This is a genomic window from Micromonospora desertarenae, from assembly GCF_056150265.1.
In genome coordinates this window covers 46,693-63,131 of the sequence record NZ_JAXCFQ010000009.1, presented here as the reverse complement: position 1 = coordinate 63,131, position 16,439 = coordinate 46,693, and the positions used below count along the sequence as shown (strand labels likewise).

Annotated in this window: 15 protein-coding genes; 8 read left to right on the top strand and 7 right to left on the bottom strand. The window is 71.1% G+C overall.

Annotated features, from left to right (window positions below; genetic code table 11):
• Nucleotides 1–392 precede the first annotated feature (392 nt).
• The 6 genes from SM577_RS19480 to SM577_RS19455 all read right to left on the bottom strand — a co-directional run bounded on the left by SM577_RS19480 (nt 393) and on the right by SM577_RS19455 (nt 5,724).
• Nucleotides 393–671: a hypothetical protein gene (locus tag SM577_RS19480; protein WP_474587610.1), complete on the bottom strand. Its 279-nt coding sequence runs from the start codon at nt 669–671 to the stop codon at nt 393–395.
• A 102-nt stretch (nt 672–773) separates the two neighbouring features.
• Complete coding sequence (locus SM577_RS19475; protein ID WP_474587609.1) at nt 774–1,205, bottom strand: hypothetical protein; 432 nt, start codon at nt 1,203–1,205, stop codon at nt 774–776.
• A 51-nt stretch (nt 1,206–1,256) separates the two neighbouring features.
• Nucleotides 1,257–2,267: a DUF4192 domain-containing protein gene (locus SM577_RS19470; protein ID WP_474587608.1), complete on the bottom strand. Its 1,011-nt coding sequence runs from the start codon at nt 2,265–2,267 to the stop codon at nt 1,257–1,259.
• 45 nt (nt 2,268–2,312) lie between these two features.
• Entirely contained in the window at nt 2,313–3,494 is a 1,182-nt protein-coding gene (locus tag SM577_RS19465) for a hypothetical protein (RefSeq protein ID WP_474587607.1), read from the bottom strand.
• Between the two features lie 867 nt (nt 3,495–4,361).
• Complete coding sequence (locus tag SM577_RS19460; RefSeq protein WP_474587606.1) at nt 4,362–5,204, bottom strand: TRM11 family SAM-dependent methyltransferase; 843 nt, start codon at nt 5,202–5,204, stop codon at nt 4,362–4,364.
• Nucleotides 5,197–5,724 (bottom strand): hypothetical protein, encoded by a 528-nt coding sequence (locus SM577_RS19455; RefSeq protein WP_474587605.1) that lies wholly within the window; start codon nt 5,722–5,724, stop codon nt 5,197–5,199. The genes SM577_RS19460 and SM577_RS19455 overlap by 8 nt, the downstream gene beginning before the upstream one ends.
• Before the next feature lie 326 nt (nt 5,725–6,050).
• Here SM577_RS19455 and SM577_RS19450 point away from each other — a divergent pair, with 326 nt between their 5' ends.
• Nucleotides 6,051–6,821: a hypothetical protein gene (locus SM577_RS19450; protein ID WP_474587604.1), complete on the top strand. Its 771-nt coding sequence runs from the start codon at nt 6,051–6,053 to the stop codon at nt 6,819–6,821.
• A gap of 193 nt (nt 6,822–7,014) precedes the next feature.
• Here the strand turns inward: SM577_RS19450 and SM577_RS19445 are convergent, their stop codons facing one another.
• Nucleotides 7,015–7,482: a hypothetical protein gene (locus SM577_RS19445; RefSeq protein WP_474587603.1), complete on the bottom strand. Its 468-nt coding sequence runs from the start codon at nt 7,480–7,482 to the stop codon at nt 7,015–7,017.
• 507 nt (nt 7,483–7,989) lie between these two features.
• Here SM577_RS19445 and SM577_RS19440 point away from each other — a divergent pair.
• The 7 genes from SM577_RS19440 to SM577_RS19410 all read left to right on the top strand — a co-directional run bounded on the left by SM577_RS19440 (nt 7,990) and on the right by SM577_RS19410 (nt 16,353).
• Complete coding sequence (locus tag SM577_RS19440) at nt 7,990–8,280, top strand: pilin (RefSeq protein ID WP_474587602.1); 291 nt, start codon at nt 7,990–7,992, stop codon at nt 8,278–8,280.
• Nucleotides 8,281–8,291: 11 nt separating this feature from the next.
• Entirely contained in the window at nt 8,292–9,209 is a 918-nt protein-coding gene (locus SM577_RS19435) for a conjugal transfer protein TrbL family protein (protein ID WP_474587601.1), read from the top strand.
• Entirely contained in the window at nt 9,206–10,096 is an 891-nt protein-coding gene (locus tag SM577_RS19430) for a PrgI family protein (protein WP_474587600.1), read from the top strand. The genes SM577_RS19435 and SM577_RS19430 overlap by 4 nt, the downstream gene beginning before the upstream one ends.
• A gap of 44 nt (nt 10,097–10,140) precedes the next feature.
• On the top strand, nt 10,141–11,844 hold the full coding sequence (locus SM577_RS19425) for a VirB4 family type IV secretion system protein (protein ID WP_474587737.1): 1,704 nt from the start codon (nt 10,141–10,143) through the stop codon (nt 11,842–11,844).
• Nucleotides 11,841–14,300 (top strand): type IV secretory system conjugative DNA transfer family protein, encoded by a 2,460-nt coding sequence (locus tag SM577_RS19420; protein ID WP_474587599.1) that lies wholly within the window; start codon nt 11,841–11,843, stop codon nt 14,298–14,300. The genes SM577_RS19425 and SM577_RS19420 overlap by 4 nt, the downstream gene beginning before the upstream one ends.
• A gap of 201 nt (nt 14,301–14,501) precedes the next feature.
• A complete protein-coding gene (locus SM577_RS19415) occupies nt 14,502–15,356 on the top strand; it encodes a replication-relaxation family protein (RefSeq protein WP_474587598.1) in 855 nt (284 codons plus the stop codon).
• A 307-nt stretch (nt 15,357–15,663) separates the two neighbouring features.
• Nucleotides 15,664–16,353 (top strand): hypothetical protein, encoded by a 690-nt coding sequence (locus tag SM577_RS19410; RefSeq protein WP_474587597.1) that lies wholly within the window; start codon nt 15,664–15,666, stop codon nt 16,351–16,353.
• Nucleotides 16,354–16,439: the final 86 nt, after the last annotated feature.

Below are 16,439 nucleotides of genomic sequence, written 5' to 3'. Positions count from 1 at the left end.
GTAGGGACACTGGAGTCCTCCATCTCAGGGAGAACCCGGGACGCGACGTTTCGTAGGCGCGGCGTCCCGGGTCCTGGATGCGACGACGGCCCGCCGTGTGGCGGGCCGTTCTTCCTTGTTGTGCCGCTTGGTTCGCGGCACGGCCCTGGCTGTCTCCGCGTTGGAGGCACGGCATGGCTTACTCAGGCGATGTGGCCAGCCGCAGCGAGCCGTGGGGCTCCGTTGCGCCGTGATGTCGGTGGAATCGGGGCGCGGCGTCCTGCGTGTGCTCGGATAGCGCGAGCGCCGCGTTGCGAGGAGCGCCGGACGACGGCCGGTGACCCAGAAGGTGCTATCTGCGCGTGCGCTGCGGCCCTTGGCGTCGGTGCGACGGCGGGCCTGGGGTGTTCGTGTTAGTGGCGCACGGGGTGCGCGGCTTGGTCGGCGCGCAGTGTGGTGGCCAGGTCAGCCGGGATGTCGGCGTAGGGTTCGACGGCCAGGAGCACCTCGGTGGGGTCGAGAATCGTCTCGACCAGGCCGATGCGAAGGGTGTCGGGTGGGTTGTCGTGATCGGTGACGGGGTCCCAGGCGACGTCGACGACGGTCGCGAAGTAGGTGCGGTGTGGGTTCCAGCCGACCTGGATGGTGTAGCGCTCGAAGCCGGGTCTGGGTGTGAGGGTGTAGACGCTCATCGGTTCCTTTCGCAGGGGTATGCGGCCGAACCCCGTCTGGTGAGAGTCGCGCCATGATCGGGTGGCCTTGCGGGCGGCATCGGAGAGCCGGTGGTCGGCGCCTCATGCCTTGGGGTGGCGGGCGCGTTCCTCGGCCAGTTCGACGATCTTGTCGCGGCGGGCGGTGGGAAGGCCGGCGAGCAGGTCGATGTACTGCTGTTCCTGTGCGGTGACGGGTTCGGCGAGTGCCGTCTTGTAGGCCAGGCGCGCTGCCTCGTGTGCGGCCTCGATCGGGCCGCTGTGGTCGTAGGCGACAGCGACTTGACGCAGTTGCGCGGCTGCGGCGAGGGGGTCGCGGGACAGCGTGGTGTCGTAGATGCGGAAGTTCGAAAGGTTTGCCGCGCCGATGGCGGTGATCAGGCACAGGTTGGCCTGGACGTGGTAGGCGTAGGCCTCGGTGCGGGCCGGGGTTGCGCCGCGAGCCCGCACGGCGGCGCGTTCGGCGTTCCAGCGCAGCCGGGCTTCTTCAGCGTGCCTGGCGAGGGCGAGCAGCATGTTGCGAGTGGAATCCATCGTGGTGTTCCTCCTGTTGGTGAGCGGTTTCGGCTACTCGGTTGCGGGGTTGGTTCGGGCGGTGGTGAATGCCTGCGTGAACACCGATGGCGGGAGTCCGGCGTGCAGCGCCTGCCGCAGCAGGTCGGCGGGCTGGTAGGTGGGGTCGACCTGCAGGGCGCGGTCTGCTGCCATGGCGGCCAGAGCGCCGTCACCGCACCGCCACGCGGTGACGGCGAGCAGGGTGGCTGGTGCCGGAACGAGCGGCTCGTCGGCGCGGCGGGTGACCTCGGCCCAGAACGTGACGTGCCCGTCGTGCGGCTGGGTGAGGTCGACGGCGAGGTCCCGCACCGAAGGCCGCGTCAGGAGCAGGGTGAGCCAGGCCACCTCGTCGTCGGTGAGTCGGTTGCCGCCGTCGTGCTGTCGCAGCGCGTCGCGGACCGCTTGCGCGCCGGCTTCGTCGATGCCCGTGCCGACGGCGGCGTTCAATGTTGTCAGGCGGTCGGCTGCCGCACGGGTGGCGTCGCGCATGCGGTCGCGGGCGGCACCGTCGACGGGCGCGAACCGGGCGGCCACGGCTGCCCGGTCCGGTAGTGCGACCAGCCCGGCGGCGGTTGCCTGCACGGCCACGAGTGAGGCGGTGGGGTCGAACGGGGTTCCCTGCGGTGGGCAGCAGGCCGGGTTGTCGCAGGTGAGGTTGACGATTCGGCTGCCGGTGACCCGTAGCAGGTCCCGGACGGTCATGCCGCTTTCGGTGAACGCCTCGCCGAGGGTGTGCAGTGCCGGGTCAAGGTGGTCGGCGTTCCCGTATCCGACGAGGATGAGGTTGGTGATCGGCTGCTGCCGTCGCACGACCGGGACCAGGTTGGCGGTGAGGTCGGAAAGGTGGCTTGCGGGGGCGTCGGGGGCGGGCAGGTCGCTGCGGGCGGCGAAGACGATCCGGCGGTCCCTGCTCGCGATCACGGCGATGCTGCCGTCGGCGGGGTGGAAGCCGAGGAGGTACGGCACCGCGGTCACCAGGTCGGCTGGGGATCGCACGGTCAGCTTGTTGTCGGGAAACGACATGATGATCTCCAATGCGGGTCTCGGTTCGGGCAGGTGACGGAGGGTTCAGTCGCGGTCCGGGTGCAGGTAGAGGTCGATCCCGACGTTCTCGACGGCGGCGGTCACCGTGACCAGGCCGATGCCGGGCAGCGCCCGGGTCAGGTCCGCCCGGGCGAGGGCTTCGGCGGCCGCCGTCGCGTCATCGGAGGTGGCGTGGCCGCGCAGCTGCATCTCGTATTCGTGCCGCCACGGAATCCGCCACCCGTCCTGGTCGCACGTGGCGTACTCGGGGATGGTCCAGCCGTACGCGGTCCACGGCCGCGTCTCGTCCGGGCTGCTGGTGGTGGCCGCCCGCATCACGTCTCGTGCCGCGTCGCAGGCTTCCCGGGCGGTGCCGGCGCCGACCGGCAGCGTCAGGTCGGCGACCACCGTGACGTGATGTGCCCGCGGCAGCCCGTCGAGCCCGAGGTCGACCAGGAACCGGTCGACGCGCTCGGCGGTGGGCTGATAGATGCCATCGATCTCGTCGTCGATCAGGGCGCGGATCGCGCGGGCGCGGATGCTGCGCCGCAGGTCGGCGAGGGCCTGCACCGCGGCGTCACGTGCGGCCGTCGCCGCGGTGAGGTCGCCTGCGAGTTCGGGCAGCTGTGCCGCGGCGTCCACGCCTCGCGCGTCGGCGTCGATGTCGTCGTGTGGGAGATCGTCGGGTCCGTGGGCGGTCTGCCAGGTCAGCCCGGTCACGGTGATGCCGGCGTCTGCCAGCACGCGCAGGTGGCCCTCGAGGATCGCGCGTGCGGCTTCGTAGGCGTCGGCTTCCCGGGTCGCTGTGACCCAGGTGTGGAGGGTGACCTGTGTGGTGATGCGGTACTGCTGCGGCCCCGGCTGGTCGCTTCCGTTCGCGGGTGTCACGTCGATGAGGTGTCGCGGGTAGACCGCTATCGCTGGCTGCAGCAGGCGTAGGTCGTCTGGTACGCCGAAGCGGGCCTGCTCGCGGGCTTCGTCGTGGTTGGTGTGCGACCGCGTGTGCGACAGCTGCGCGTGGGCGGTGATGGTCCATCGTTGCGGCAGAGGTTCCAGACCCCAGGTGGCGAGGGCGTCCTCGCAGCCTGGCCTGCAGATCAGCCTGTTGTGCAGCGCGGTGATGAGTGCGGAGCGGGCGTCGACGGCCAGGGTGTGCCGCTGCGCGATGGCGGCGATCGTTTCGGTGTGCAGGGTGCGGATCTGGTGTGCGAGGCTCTCGTCGGTCATCGCCGCTCTGCCCGATTCCTGGCGGTGGCCCGGTGGGTGTCCGTGGCGGATTCGGCGCACGAAGCCGGTGCCGTGGGGTGAGCCGGACGGGGTCCGCTGTTCTCGCCGGCGAGTACGGCGACACCGCTGAGGAGGTCGGGCGGGGTGGCGTTGCGGTGGCCGGCGCGGATGTCGCCGTGTGTCAGGTGACGCATCTGTCCTCCTTCGGACATGACGAAGGCGGCCACCGGGGTGGTGGCCGCCTGACGGGATAGGGGATGCCGCGCCCCTGGTCGCGAGGGGCGTGGGTGTGTGGGTGCCGGATCCGAGGCTGGCGGCGGCTGCCGACCGGAGATGGTGGGCGCGATGCCGTCGCGCGAGGCGTCAGATCAGAAGCACATGAAAATGGGAAGGTGAGCGTTCAGGCTAGTCGCGCCGGGAGTCCCGGCGGCTGGGCTGTCAGGCTCGGCCTCCTGGCAGGACCTGACAGCCCGCGATGCCCGCGCTCCTGTCAGGTCTGCTCATCGCACCGGTACCCGATGGCCGCAGTACGTTGCGGATAGCGGCAGCTGCCGGTACCGCTCCCCACGACCGGCGCCCACGGGTCGGCGGAGCTCATCGCCCGGATCGAGGTGCCCGGTCCCGTTGTGCTCTGGATCGGACTCGCCCTCCAGCCGTGGGGCGGGCAGGTGGTGACCGGCGAGCCGGGCCGCCCACTGTCTGGCCGTCACCGCAGCAATCCAGGTATTGGGCGTGGCGGAGGGCGGTCGTGAGCGCCTCATGCCTCGAGCCAGGCGGCCATAGCGCTGGCTGCTACCGCTCGGCGGCAACCGCCCGGCTGCGGACGTGCCCGGCGGCGTCAGGATTCCTGATCGTTCCGCGCATCTGTCAACAACGGCGCAGGACCAACACGTCCTCGTGCGCCACCAGGTGCGCGGGGATGCCCTCGTCCCTGGCGCGGCGGACGGCGAGGAGTCCGAACATGTTGGCCCGGTGCACGATCTGCCCGTCACGGACGGCGGCGAGCATCGCCGCGCATCGCTGCACCGGTACCAACCCGACCGACTGGGCGATGGCCAGCAGTTCGCCCGGTAGGTCGATCAAGTCGTCCCGCTGGCGGCGTACCGGCCGGCACGTGATCACCACGGTCCCGCCGGGACGCAGGAGTTGGTAGCTGGCGGACAGGATGACGGCGAACCCCTCGAGCAAGCGAGACCATCCCGCATAGGCGAGGTTGCCGCGTTCCCGGTCCCCATAGTGATGGGCACGTTTGCGGACCCCGGTACTCGTCGTGTGCACGAGGCCGTGAGTCCCGCGTCCATACGGCGGGGAGGTGAGCACGAGGCTCACCCGACCGACCGCGGACGCGGGCACCATGTCGAGCAGCCCCCGAGAATCGCCGGTGTGCACCTGCGCCGTGCCGGCGGCACCCTGCGACGCGGCGAGGGCAACGTTGGCGGCAGCCAGCTGCGTGAACCGGGGCTCGACGTCGATCCCGATCGCCTGCCGGCCAAGGTGCATCGCCTCGACCAGCGTGGTGCCGGACCCGCACATCGGGTCGAACACCAGATCCCCCGGCGCGGTGTACGAGCTGATCGCGTGCATGGCCAGGTGGGGCAGCATCTTCCCGGGATGACTGGAGGTCTGCGGGACGTAGCGGCCTCGCCGCTGGTCCCGGGCGGGCTGCTGGCCGGTCAGCCACACCGAGGTGACCGGCAGGGAGTCAGCCATCGGCTGCGCCGGTCTTCGTCACGCTGCGGGTCAGGATCAGGACGTCGGTGTGGATGTCCAGCTGCGCCCGCCGGCCACGCCGAGGCAGTCGGTCGGCGGCCACGATGTGCTGCAGGTACGCCAGCCTGGCCCGTTTCGCGGCGATGACGACGTCGACCGGTGCGATGACGTCGCCGTGCGGCAGCAGCACTGCCACGCAGCCGCCCGGCGCGAGGGTGGCGCAGCATCGGGCGAAGAAGTCGGCGGGTGAAGCAGCGTCGTCGACCGGCCATCCGGTGACGATCAGCGCGGCTGCCTCCCGGCCCCAGCCGACCTGCCGGGGCGCGTGCAGGTGGGTGCGGCGGTGCGCGGCGATGACCGCGCGGGCCAGTTGCGGCCCCACGGCCAGGTCGATGATCAGATCGGACGGGTGGGTGAGGTTGTGGACCAGCCGCACGCCCATCGCGTTGGACATGGTCTCGCCCTGCTGCGGGGCGGGGACCGGCCAGACGGTGATCGGCACGGGCGGGTCGCCGGGCACCAGGTCTCCCACGGGGATCGGCGCGCGGCGTGGATGTCTATCGGTCATGGGCACGGTGGCCCCCGGACCGGCAGGGCGTACTGACGATCCCTAGTGCGCCGCTGACAGGCCGATCGAACCCGCCCCGACCTGACAGAACCCGTCACCCTGACCGCCCAACAGCCCGACCAGCGGGCGCGTGGGCCGCCCTGACGGCGGTGAACCCGACAGAGTCGGACACGGCCTGTCCTCGTCTGGCAACGGCCTCCGGTGTCAGGTTGGGCTGTCCCAATCGAGGGCCTCGAGGCCGTCGCATCAAGCGACGCGCCCCACGCCGAGGGGACACCATGGCAACGACAACCCATGTCAGGACGGCCGAGACGGCGCTGACCACCGCCGAGACGGCGTTCATGTTGCTGACCTGCGAACCCGCGCCGCTGGTGTTCGACGCCCGCCCGATACCGGGCCTGCCGGATGCGACGATGCCGCTGGACGAGCTGCGCACGCTGCTTCTGTTGCAGCGATACGACAGCGACACCACCGACGAGCTGTGGCGGCAACTGGCCCACCACGCCCGCGAGTGGGGACCGGCCTGGGTCGTCGGCGCGATCGGCGTCGCGCTGCCCGCGCTGACCCACCTCGCGGCGAAGATCACCCGCGGGCGGGCCAGGCACGCCGACGACGTCGACTCCGAAGTCCTCGCCGGGTTCCTCCACGCGCTGCGCACCGCGGACCTGGCTCCGCCCCGGCTGTGGCTGCGGCTGTGTTGGGCCGCCTGGCGTTCAGGCATGGCGGTCGTCAAGGCCGACGACGGCGAGGAACTCCCCCTGGACCTGCCCAGCGGGTCACGGTCGCCGCGGATGCCCTACGGACACCCGGACCTGCTGCTCGGCCGGGCAGCCGCCGCCGGCCTGATCACCGCCGACGCCGCCGAGCTGATCAGCGCGACCCGCTTCGGCGACGCGCTGATCGAACACCTGGCCGCCGAGCAGGGCGTCACCGCATCGGCCCTACGGATGCGTCGCCGCCGCGCCGAGCGTGTCGTGGCTGCCGCCGTGGTGCGCGGCGACCTGTCCGGCCCGATCCCCGGTCACCGCGCGACCGCCACCGCGGCCTGACAGTCTGTCGGCATACCCATGGCAGCACGCGGGTCGCGGCAGATCAATGCTGGTAGCCCATGGCTGTGACGGCGGCGACGGCGTCTGCCAACCTCAGGAGCTCTCCGCCATCCGCGCAGGCTGACGGCGGACTACAGTGGCCGGGCCCGCCGGGTCGTGCCGGGCTTCCCCGACGGGCATCGGGTTTCACAGGTCAGGCGCTGCGGCGGTCAGGCGCATAGAAGGCGTATAGGGCGTTGAGTTGCCGGATCCAGAATTCCTGCTTCGCGGAGGCTGATGGGCGAGGCGGCAGCATGCCGAGCTCGACCGCCAACGCATAGAACCCCGGACCGGCGTCATTGGCGTTCAGGTACTGCACTAACGCGGAGATCATGAGCTGGGTTGTCGGACGGTTACGATCCACGATCAACCCCAGGAGGTGCCCCATGGCGGCACGCTCGCTGTCCTGCTCGAAGTCGAATCCGCGCAAGCCGGTCCGGCGGCAGAGCGTGGCATTGAGCTCGGTGTACGTCGTCGTCTTCTTCAGTCGTGCCCGCTCGATGAGAAATGCCAGGCCGGCTTCGATCAGCTGGTCCCACTCGTCGTCGTCGCGCCCGTATCCCGTCATCGCGGCCACCTCGACTGGAGCGCCGAGCACCGCGCGGCGGCGGGCTGCCTGCACGCACCCCGCGCCGTGTCGCCGTCAGCTTGATCACGCTTCACGTTCCATGCCTACCGTCGGCGGGCGTCGTCGCGCCACCATCCGACTGGCCACAATGGCCATCCGCAACGAGCACGCCGTGTCTACACGCCAGTTTTCGGGGCGCCTGGCATTCGGCCCCCGGCTTGGCGCCGTCTCGGACGAACGCCCAGACGGCCTCCTCGCGGTCCACTCCGTGCCTTCGCCGGCGGCAATGCCAGGCGCCGACCGGTCTCGTCAGGACGTGACAGGTAGATGGAGGGTTCGATCGGCCTGACAGGCGAGATCTGAGCGGTGCATGTCATCCACGGCATGCCCGCCCGGTGGGGACCACCCGGCGCGACCCATTGGTCCGGCATGGCTGGCGCGGCGTCCTGACACCGCGATCCCTTCGCCCCACGCAAGGGAGGAGCGCCCCCGACCGGACCACACCGGTCCCTTCGCCCTGGTCCCCACCGCGGCGGCCCCAGATCCTTGTGGAGCGCCGCCATGCAGACGACTCTTTCCGTGCTGTCCGACCTCGCCGCCGCGCCGCAGCCGATGGCGGTCAACAGCATCAACCAGGTCATCGCCAACATCACCGGCTGGATCATGGGCATCATCGCGTTGGTCGCGACGATGTTCCTGGTCATCGGCGGCCTGCGCTACATGGCAGCCGGGGGTGACCCGGCCCAGGTGGAGCAGGCGAAGGGCAACTTGAAGTCCGCGCTGATCGGCTATGCCCTCGCGGTGCTGTCCCCGGTCATCCTGCAGGTGTTGCAGGGCATCCTCGGCGGCTGAGGCGGCCGGTCATGGTTATCTGGCTGATGAACGGCCTGGTCAGCTGGCTCGCCGAGAGGGTCGTCGACCTTCTCGGCGGGCTGCTGGCCTTCCTGACGTCCTCCATCTTTCTGTCACCGGACGTCACGGTCCTGCCGCAGGTCCAGGCGATCGCCAGCAAGAGCGCGCTGGTCGTCAACGCCTGCTTCATCCTCGCGATCATCACCGCAGGCATCGCCACGATGGTCGGCGACTCGGTGGAGACCCGCTACACCGTCAAACACCTCATCCCCCGGCTTGTCGTCGGGTTCGTCCTGTCGGCGTTCGCGGTGCCGCTGACGGCCGCCGTCATCGACATCGCCAACGCGCTGACCGTGGCGCTCGCCGGCGAATCCGCGCCGACCACCGAGGCCGTCACCTTCGCGCGGGTGCGCATCCGATCGGCGATGGCCGACGAGAGCGCCGCCCTGCTGACGGTGGTCATCGGGCTGCTCATCGTCGTGTTGATGTTCATGCTCGTCGGCAGCTGGCTCGTGCGGATCGGGGTGCTGGTCGTCCTGGCCGGGATCGCGCCGGTGGCGCTGGCGTGCTATGCGACCCCGTGGACGCAGGGTGCCGCGGAGGTGTGGTGGCGCACCCTGCTGGGCTGTCTGGCCACGCCCACGCTGCAGGCGGTCACCTTCTCGGCGGGCATCAGCCTGGTGATCGATCCGGAGTCGAACCTGCCGATCCTGCTCGGCCTGCCCGGCTCGGACACCCTCAACCTGCTGCTGGTGATCGTTGTCCTCTGGGTCACGGTCAAGATCCCCGCGATGATGCGCCGCTACGCGACCGGCAAGGGGTCGCCGAACACCGGCGGGCTTCTGCTGCGCACGGTGGTCATCCAGGGCGTCACCCGCCGCCTGCCGCTTGGCCGATTCGCCCGTAGCGCGATGCGAGGTGGGCGATGACCCACGACGACACCACCCCGCGCGCCGTGGTACCGGCTGACGTCAACGAGCCGGACCGCATCGCGTTCGGGTTGACGTTCCGGCAGCTCGGCATCATCGGCGGTGTCGGCCTGGTCGGCACCGGCATCTACCGCACTGTCGGGCACCTGCTCCCACCGATCGCGTGGATCGTCGCCGGGGTTATCGTGTTCGCCGTCGCGATCGTGGTGGCGCTCGGCCGCCGTGACGGCCTGCCGCTGGATGTGTGGTTGCGGCACGGATTCGCCCTGTCCCGCAGCCCTCGCCAGCTCGCGCCGGGCACGCCCCGAGCGAGCACGGTCGCGGCGGTGGCCGGCACGCCGAGCGTCCCGGCGCCGCTGCGCTCCCCGGTCACGGCGGTCAGCCCGACCGGCGTCCTCACCTGCGAGGGCACGAACCGCGTCCTGATCGCCTGCGGCACCACGAACATCCACCTGCGCACCGGCAGCGAGCAGGACGCGCTGCTGGACGGGTTCGGCCGGTTCCTCAACAGCCTGACCGGCCCGGCGCAGATCGTCGTCGCCACCCAGCGGCACGACCTGACCGCGTACGCGCACGCGACCGCCGACCACGCACCACGCCTGCCGCACCCGGCGTTGCAGGCCGCCGCCGGCGACTACGCCGAGTTTCTGCTCGACCTGGACAGTCAGCGCGATCCGCTGCGCCGGCAGGTCCTCGCGGTCGTCACCGGCGAGCACGCCGGCGACACCGCCGTACGGGCCTTGTCCGGCCTCGGTGTCGAAGCCACCGCGCTGGACGGACCGGCCGTCGCCGCCGCCCTGGCGATGGCGGTGGACCCCTTCTCCCCACCGGTGCCCGGCCCCCGAGCGGTGCCCGGCGCCCCGATCACTTTGCGGAGCACATCGTGAACCTGTTGACGCCGAAGAAGAAGAGGGTCGCGGCGGGGGAGGGCATGCCCCCCCCCGCCGCCCTGTCGGTCACCCCCTGGCACGTGCAGGTTGGCAACGGCTATGCCGCCACCTACGCCGTGTGCGGATACCCGGCCGAGGTCGGCCCCGCGTGGCTCAGCCCGCTGCTGTCCTACCCCGCACGGGTCGACGTCGCGGTCCACCTGAACCCCGTCGCACCGCAGGTGGCCGCGCCGATGCTCAAGCGCCAACGCTCCCGCCTGGAATCCTCCCGCCGGTTGGACGCCGACCAGGGCCGCCTGGGTGACCCGATGGTCGAGGCGGCAGCAGCCGACGCCGCGAACCTCGCCGAACGCGTCGCCCGCGGCGCGGCGAAACTGTTCGAGGTCGGCATCTACGTCACCATCCACGCCCGGACCCTCGACGAACTCGCCACCGTCACCGCGGGCGTGCGCTCCGCCGCCGCCAGCGTGCTGCTGGACCTGCAGCCCGCGACGTTCCGCCACCAGCAGGGCTGGATCTGCACCCTGCCGGTCGGCGTGGACCCGCTGGGGATGCGCCGCATCCTCGACACCACCGCCCTCGCGGCAGCGTTCCCCCTCGCCTCGGCCGACCTCGCCGCCCCCGCTCCCGGCACCGTCTGCCCACCCGATGGGGTGCTCTACGGGCTCAACACCACCAGCAACGGCGTGCTGCTGTGGAACCGGTGGGCGCAGGACAACCACAACAGCGTGGTCTTGGCGCGCAGCGGCGCCGGGAAGTCGTACTTCGTCAAACTGGAGGTGCTGCGCAACCTGTACCAGGGCACGACCGTCAGCGTGATCGACCCGGAGGACGAGTACACCGCCCTGGCCGAGCACGTCGGCGGCAGCGTCGTGCAACTCGGCCAGCCAGACGTCCGGATCAACCCGCTCGATCTGCCCGCGGACAACCGGCCTGACACGCTGACCCGCCGCGGCCTGTACCTGCACACCCTGATTTCGGTCATGCTCGGCGCACCACCACCGCCGACCGAGCGGGCGGCGCTGGATCGGGCCATCACCGCCACCTACGCCCAGGCAGGGATCAACGGCGACCCCGCCACCTGGACCAAACCCGCGCCGTTGCTGCGGGACCTGGCCGAGGTGCTCGCCGCTGACGGCGACCCGGCCGCCAGGCAGCTCGCCGCCCGGCTCGCCCCCTGGACGGTCGGGAACTTCGCCAGCCTGTTCGACGGCCCGACCACCACCACCCCGCGCGGTCACCTGATGGTCTGGTCGCTGCGGCACCTCCCCGACGAGCTGCGCACCGTCGGCACGCTGCTGGCGTTGGACTCGATCTGGTCGGGCATCGACGCTCCCACCGGGGGCGCCCACCGGCGGCGGCAGCTCGTCGTGGTCGACGAAGCCTGGCTGCTGATGCGCGACGGCGAGGGCAGCCGGTTCCTGTTTCGGATGGCCAAGGCCGCCCGCAAGCGGTCCGCCGGGCTGTGCGTCATCACCCAGGACGCCGCCGACGTGCTCTCGACCGACCTCGGCCTCGCCGTGGTGTCCAACGCCGCAACACAGGTGCTTATGCGCCAGTCCACGCAGTCGATTGACGCGGTGAGCGAGGCGTTCAGCCTGACCGCCGGGGAGTCGAGGCTGCTGCTGTCGGCGCCCCGGGGCGAGGGCCTACTCGTCGCCGGTCGATCGCGAATCCCCTTCCGCAGCGTCGGGTCGGCCGCCGAGCATCGGATCGCCGTGACGGGTATCGGGGAGGCCGAATGACAGCCACCCCGACGACCTGGCCAGCCGAGGTCGGGCAGTGGATCATCGCGCGGCCGTGGCTGGCCGTCGTCGCCGCCACCGCGATCGTCGGCGTGGTGGTCGCCCGCGACCAGGTGCTCGCCTGGCGGCATCGGCGGTTCGCCGCCGGCGCGCGGTGGCTGACCATCGCCGCCCCGCCGGAGGTCACCGCCGGGGCCGCCGCCGCATTTTGGACCACCGTCATGGGTGTGCTGACGCCATCTCTGTGGCGGCGCAGGGTGTTCGGTTACCCGCACGTCGGGTGGGAGTACACGTGGACGGGCCGCGCACTAACCATCCGGGTGTGGGTGCCCGGGACGGTGCCGCCTGGCGCGGTCGAGGCCGCCATCCGGGCGGCCTGGCCCGCCGCGACGATGACGGCCACCGACGCCGCCGCGCCGATCCCGCCCACGGTGGGTGAGCAGATGGGTGGAGCGCACTGGCCGCAGCACACCGACGTGCTGCCGCTGCGCAGCGAGCACGACAGCGACCCGCTGCGGGCGCTGCTCGCCGCCGGGGCCGAGGTCCGCCAGCGGGAACACGCGTGCGTGCAGATCCTCGCCCGCCCAGCACCCGCCCGCCGCGTCCGAGCAGCGAGGCGGGCGGCGGCCACGGGGCACCATCCGCATGGGCGGCCCGATGTGGCGACCCGCGCCGTGTCGGCCGCGGCGCGGCTGGCCATCGAGCCCGTGGTGTGGTTCCTCGGCGTGTTCGCTCCCGGCCCGTCCCAGCCCCGCAACAGGGCCGCAGCAGAGCGGGTGATCGAGCGGGACCCGGTAGCCGGCGCCGACGCGCGCACGATGGTGGACAAGGCAGTGCGGGTGCCGCACTTCCAGATCGCGGTCCGGTTCGCCGTGGCCGCCGACGAAGAGAGAACACCGGACCCGCTACGGGCCGCGCAGGTCCGTTCGCGTCTCGCCGCGCTCCGGCACAGCATCGCCTCGGCGGCCGCCACGTACACCGGCCCGAACCGGCTACGGCTGATGACGATGCCTCAGCCGGTCGCGACGATCGCCGGTCGCAGGTTGCGGCGCGGCTTCCTGGCCACCGTGGCGGAACTCGCCGCCCTCGCGGCGCTACCGCAGGACCTCGCGGTGCCGGGCCTGGACCGGGCGCGGGCCAAGGCCGTGCCGGCGCCGGTGCAGGTGCCCTCCGGCGGACGGGGCGTGAAGGTGCTCGGCCGCTCGCAGCTCGGCCACCACAGCATCGGCCTCACGGTGACCGACGCTCGACAGCACGTGCACGTGGTCGGCAAGACCGGCGTCGGCAAGTCCACCCTGCTGCTGAACATGATCCTCGGCGACATCAAAGCCGGACGCGGCACGGTGGTCATCGACCCACGCGGCGACCTGATCACCGACATCCTCGACCGCCTGCCCGCCTCGTACGCGACGAAAATCACGATCATCGACCCGGACCAGGAGAACCCGGGCTGCTTCAACCCTCTCGACGACCATGGCGATCCCCACCTGGCCGTGGACAACCTGGTGGGGATCTTCGCGAAGATCTTCGCCGGCCAGTGGGGGCCACGGATGGACGACACCATGCGCGTGGCCTGCTTGACGTTGATGCGGCACGCGAAACCGACCCTGAGTCTGGTGCCGTCGCTGTTGCAGGACCGGGAGTTCCGGGGCCGGTTCACCCACGGCCTGGACGACCCGGACGGCCTCGGAGGGTTCTGGCTCTGGTACGACGGCATCAACGATCAATTCCGAGGCCAGGTGATTGCTCCCGTCCTCGCCCGGCTACGGGCCTTTCTGCTACGGGACTTCGTCAAAAGCGTGATCGGCAACGCTCACTCGTCATTCGACATGGGCGCGGTGCTCGACGGCGGGGTCCTGCTGTGTCGGCTGCCCAAGGGCATCCTGGGCGAGGAGACCAGCCGCATCCTCGGCTCGCTGATCGTCGCCCGGGTGTGGCAGGCGGCCATCGCCCGCGCCACCATCGCCGAAGACCAGCGAAAAGATGCCTGCCTCTACATCGATGAGTGCCAGAACTTCCTCACGCTGCCGGGCAGCGTCGGCGACATGCTGGCCGAGGCGCGCGGCTTCCACCTCGGCCTCGTCTTGGCGCACCAGGACCTGGCGCAACTACCCAAGGACGTCGCGGCGGCGGTGTCGGCCAACGCCCGGTCGAAGCTGTTCTTCACCGTTGACCCGGCCGACGCGCGCGAGCTGTCCCGGCACACCCGACCCGAACTGGACGAGCACGACCTCGCCCACCTCGACGTCTACACCGCCGCCGCCCGCCTGCTCGTCGGCAACCGGGAACTGCCCGCGTTCACCTTCACCACCACCCCGCCCGCTCCGGTCGTGGGTGAGGCGACCGCGATCCGGCAGGCCTGCGCCGCCGCCCACAGCCGCAGCACTGGTGAGCCACCGATGCAGCAGATCGCTCGCACGGCGATGAAGCGGCGCATGAACGCCCGCGATCGCTGATGGGGCGGCTCGTTCGAGGGCTCGGCGGGGTGCGGCACCGGGGGCTCGTTTGGGGGTGTCCACGAAACGAGCCCCCACACGAGGCCACCGTCCCGCCCTGTCAGAGCCTGACCTGCCCAAACCCGCCCGGCCACACGGCCGAGGTCGAAACCAACTCATCCAGACTCCCTACGGGACTCTCTCTCCACGGGGTGACCACCTATGCCACCATCGCGCTCTGCGGACCTGCTGAGCATCTATCCCCACATCACCAGTCGGGACCGCCTGCTACTCCAACTCCTCGACGACCATCGGGTCCTCACCACCGACCAAATCCACCGCATGCTGTTCCACGCCCGCCGCACCTGCCAGCTCCGGCTCGGCGAGCTGTCCACCCTGGGACTGCTGGACCGGTTCCGGTTCGCCCGCGCCGGAGGCGGCAGCCACCCGTGGCACTGGACCCTCGGCCACCAGGGACACCGGTTCCAGGCCGCCGCCCACCACCGTCCGGAGCCCACCCTGCGGACAAGCCGCCAAACCGTGCACCGGCTGTCAGCCAACCCGCACCTGACCCACCTGCTCACCGCCAACGAGTTCTTCGTCCGCCTCACCGCACACGCCCGCCAGCACCCTGAGGCGCGCCTGGACCGATGGTGGTCCGAGACGATCACCACCAAGCAGTACCGAACCATCACCGCCGACGGACACGGCCTCTGGAGCGTCGCCGACACCACCGTGGGCTTCTTCCTGGAAGCCGACACCGGCAGCGAACCCCTCGGCCGGGTGGTGGCCAAGCTCGACCGGTACGCGCAGCTGATCCGCCGCGGCGGACCCCGCTACCCGGTGCTGTTCTGGCTCGGCAGCGAACACCGCGAGGCACACCTGCACCAGCTCCTGCGCAGCCAGCACGGCGCGGTTCCCGTCGCAACCGCCACCCATCCCACCGACCCCGCCGAGGCAGTCTGGCTTCCGGTCGGCGCCACCGGCCGAGTCCGGCTCGCCGAGCTGCCCAGCGACCACGGCCAACCCGTGGCGGACAACCCGAACTACGACGACGACGGCATCTTCGTCATCTGACACACCCTGACAGCCACCCGAGCCATCCCATCGGCGCAGGTCACAGCCTTGAACCCGATTCCTGACACGGCGGGTGCTGTCAGGTGACGACGCTACGGTGCAGCTTCTTCCCTCTTGCTCGCCCCCACCGCCGTCTGGTCCTCCCGGATCTGCCCGCCCAGCGGGATCACCGACAGCCCACCCCTCGCGGTCGGCCCGTGATCCACGCCCGCGCCCTCAACGGCAGTTTCCCGGCACAGACGTCGCGACCGCTGACACACCGCGCACATCCACGCCCGACCTCCTCGTGAAGGGAGCACCCCCCACCATGCCCGATCCCAGGCCGCTCACCATCCTGGTGGTCACCGTCTGTTTCGCCCCCGGCGAACACGCCGACTGGTTCGCCGCCTCGGAAAAGGTCAACGATCTCCTGCACGCCAACGGCACCCCCACTCGCCGCTACCACGTCCGCCACCGCCCCCTGCTCGGCTGGCTCACCCGCTGGTTCGCATACTTCCTGCTTGACGCCGCCCGCCGCTTCGGCGCGGTCACTCACGCCGCCGGCGGCCGCAAGAGCCGCCTCGACCTGACCAGCACCGCCGCCAAGGCTGCCCAGGACGCCACCCAGCGGTGGCGTTCCTGGAACACCCACGTCGCCGCCATCACCAAACCCGCCCGCCCCTGGGAGCACTATCTCGCCCAGCACCACGCCGACCCGACCAAGGTCAGCCTCGCCGAGGCCCGCCGGCGCTTCGAGCAACAGCCCCACGTCCTGGCAATGCTCGCCCACACCCTCGACCCCTACGAACTGTCGGTCTACCAGGCCGGCGAAACCACCTACGCCGCGCTCTACTGGCGCAAGGCGCTCATCGGCGACGCGCTGATCACCACCGACGGCCAACTGCTCCTTCCCGCCAGTGACTCCGTCGCTGACCGGTTCCGCTTCCTCAACGCGGCATGCGCCTACCTACGCAGCCTGGGCTCCGACGCCCGGCTGTGCGCCATCGCCATCTCCTAAACCCGTCGCCCGAGACTCACCCGAAGGCCGGTCGCAGCCCGCTGCGACCGGCCTTCGGCATGCCCACAACCCGCCCATCTGCAAAA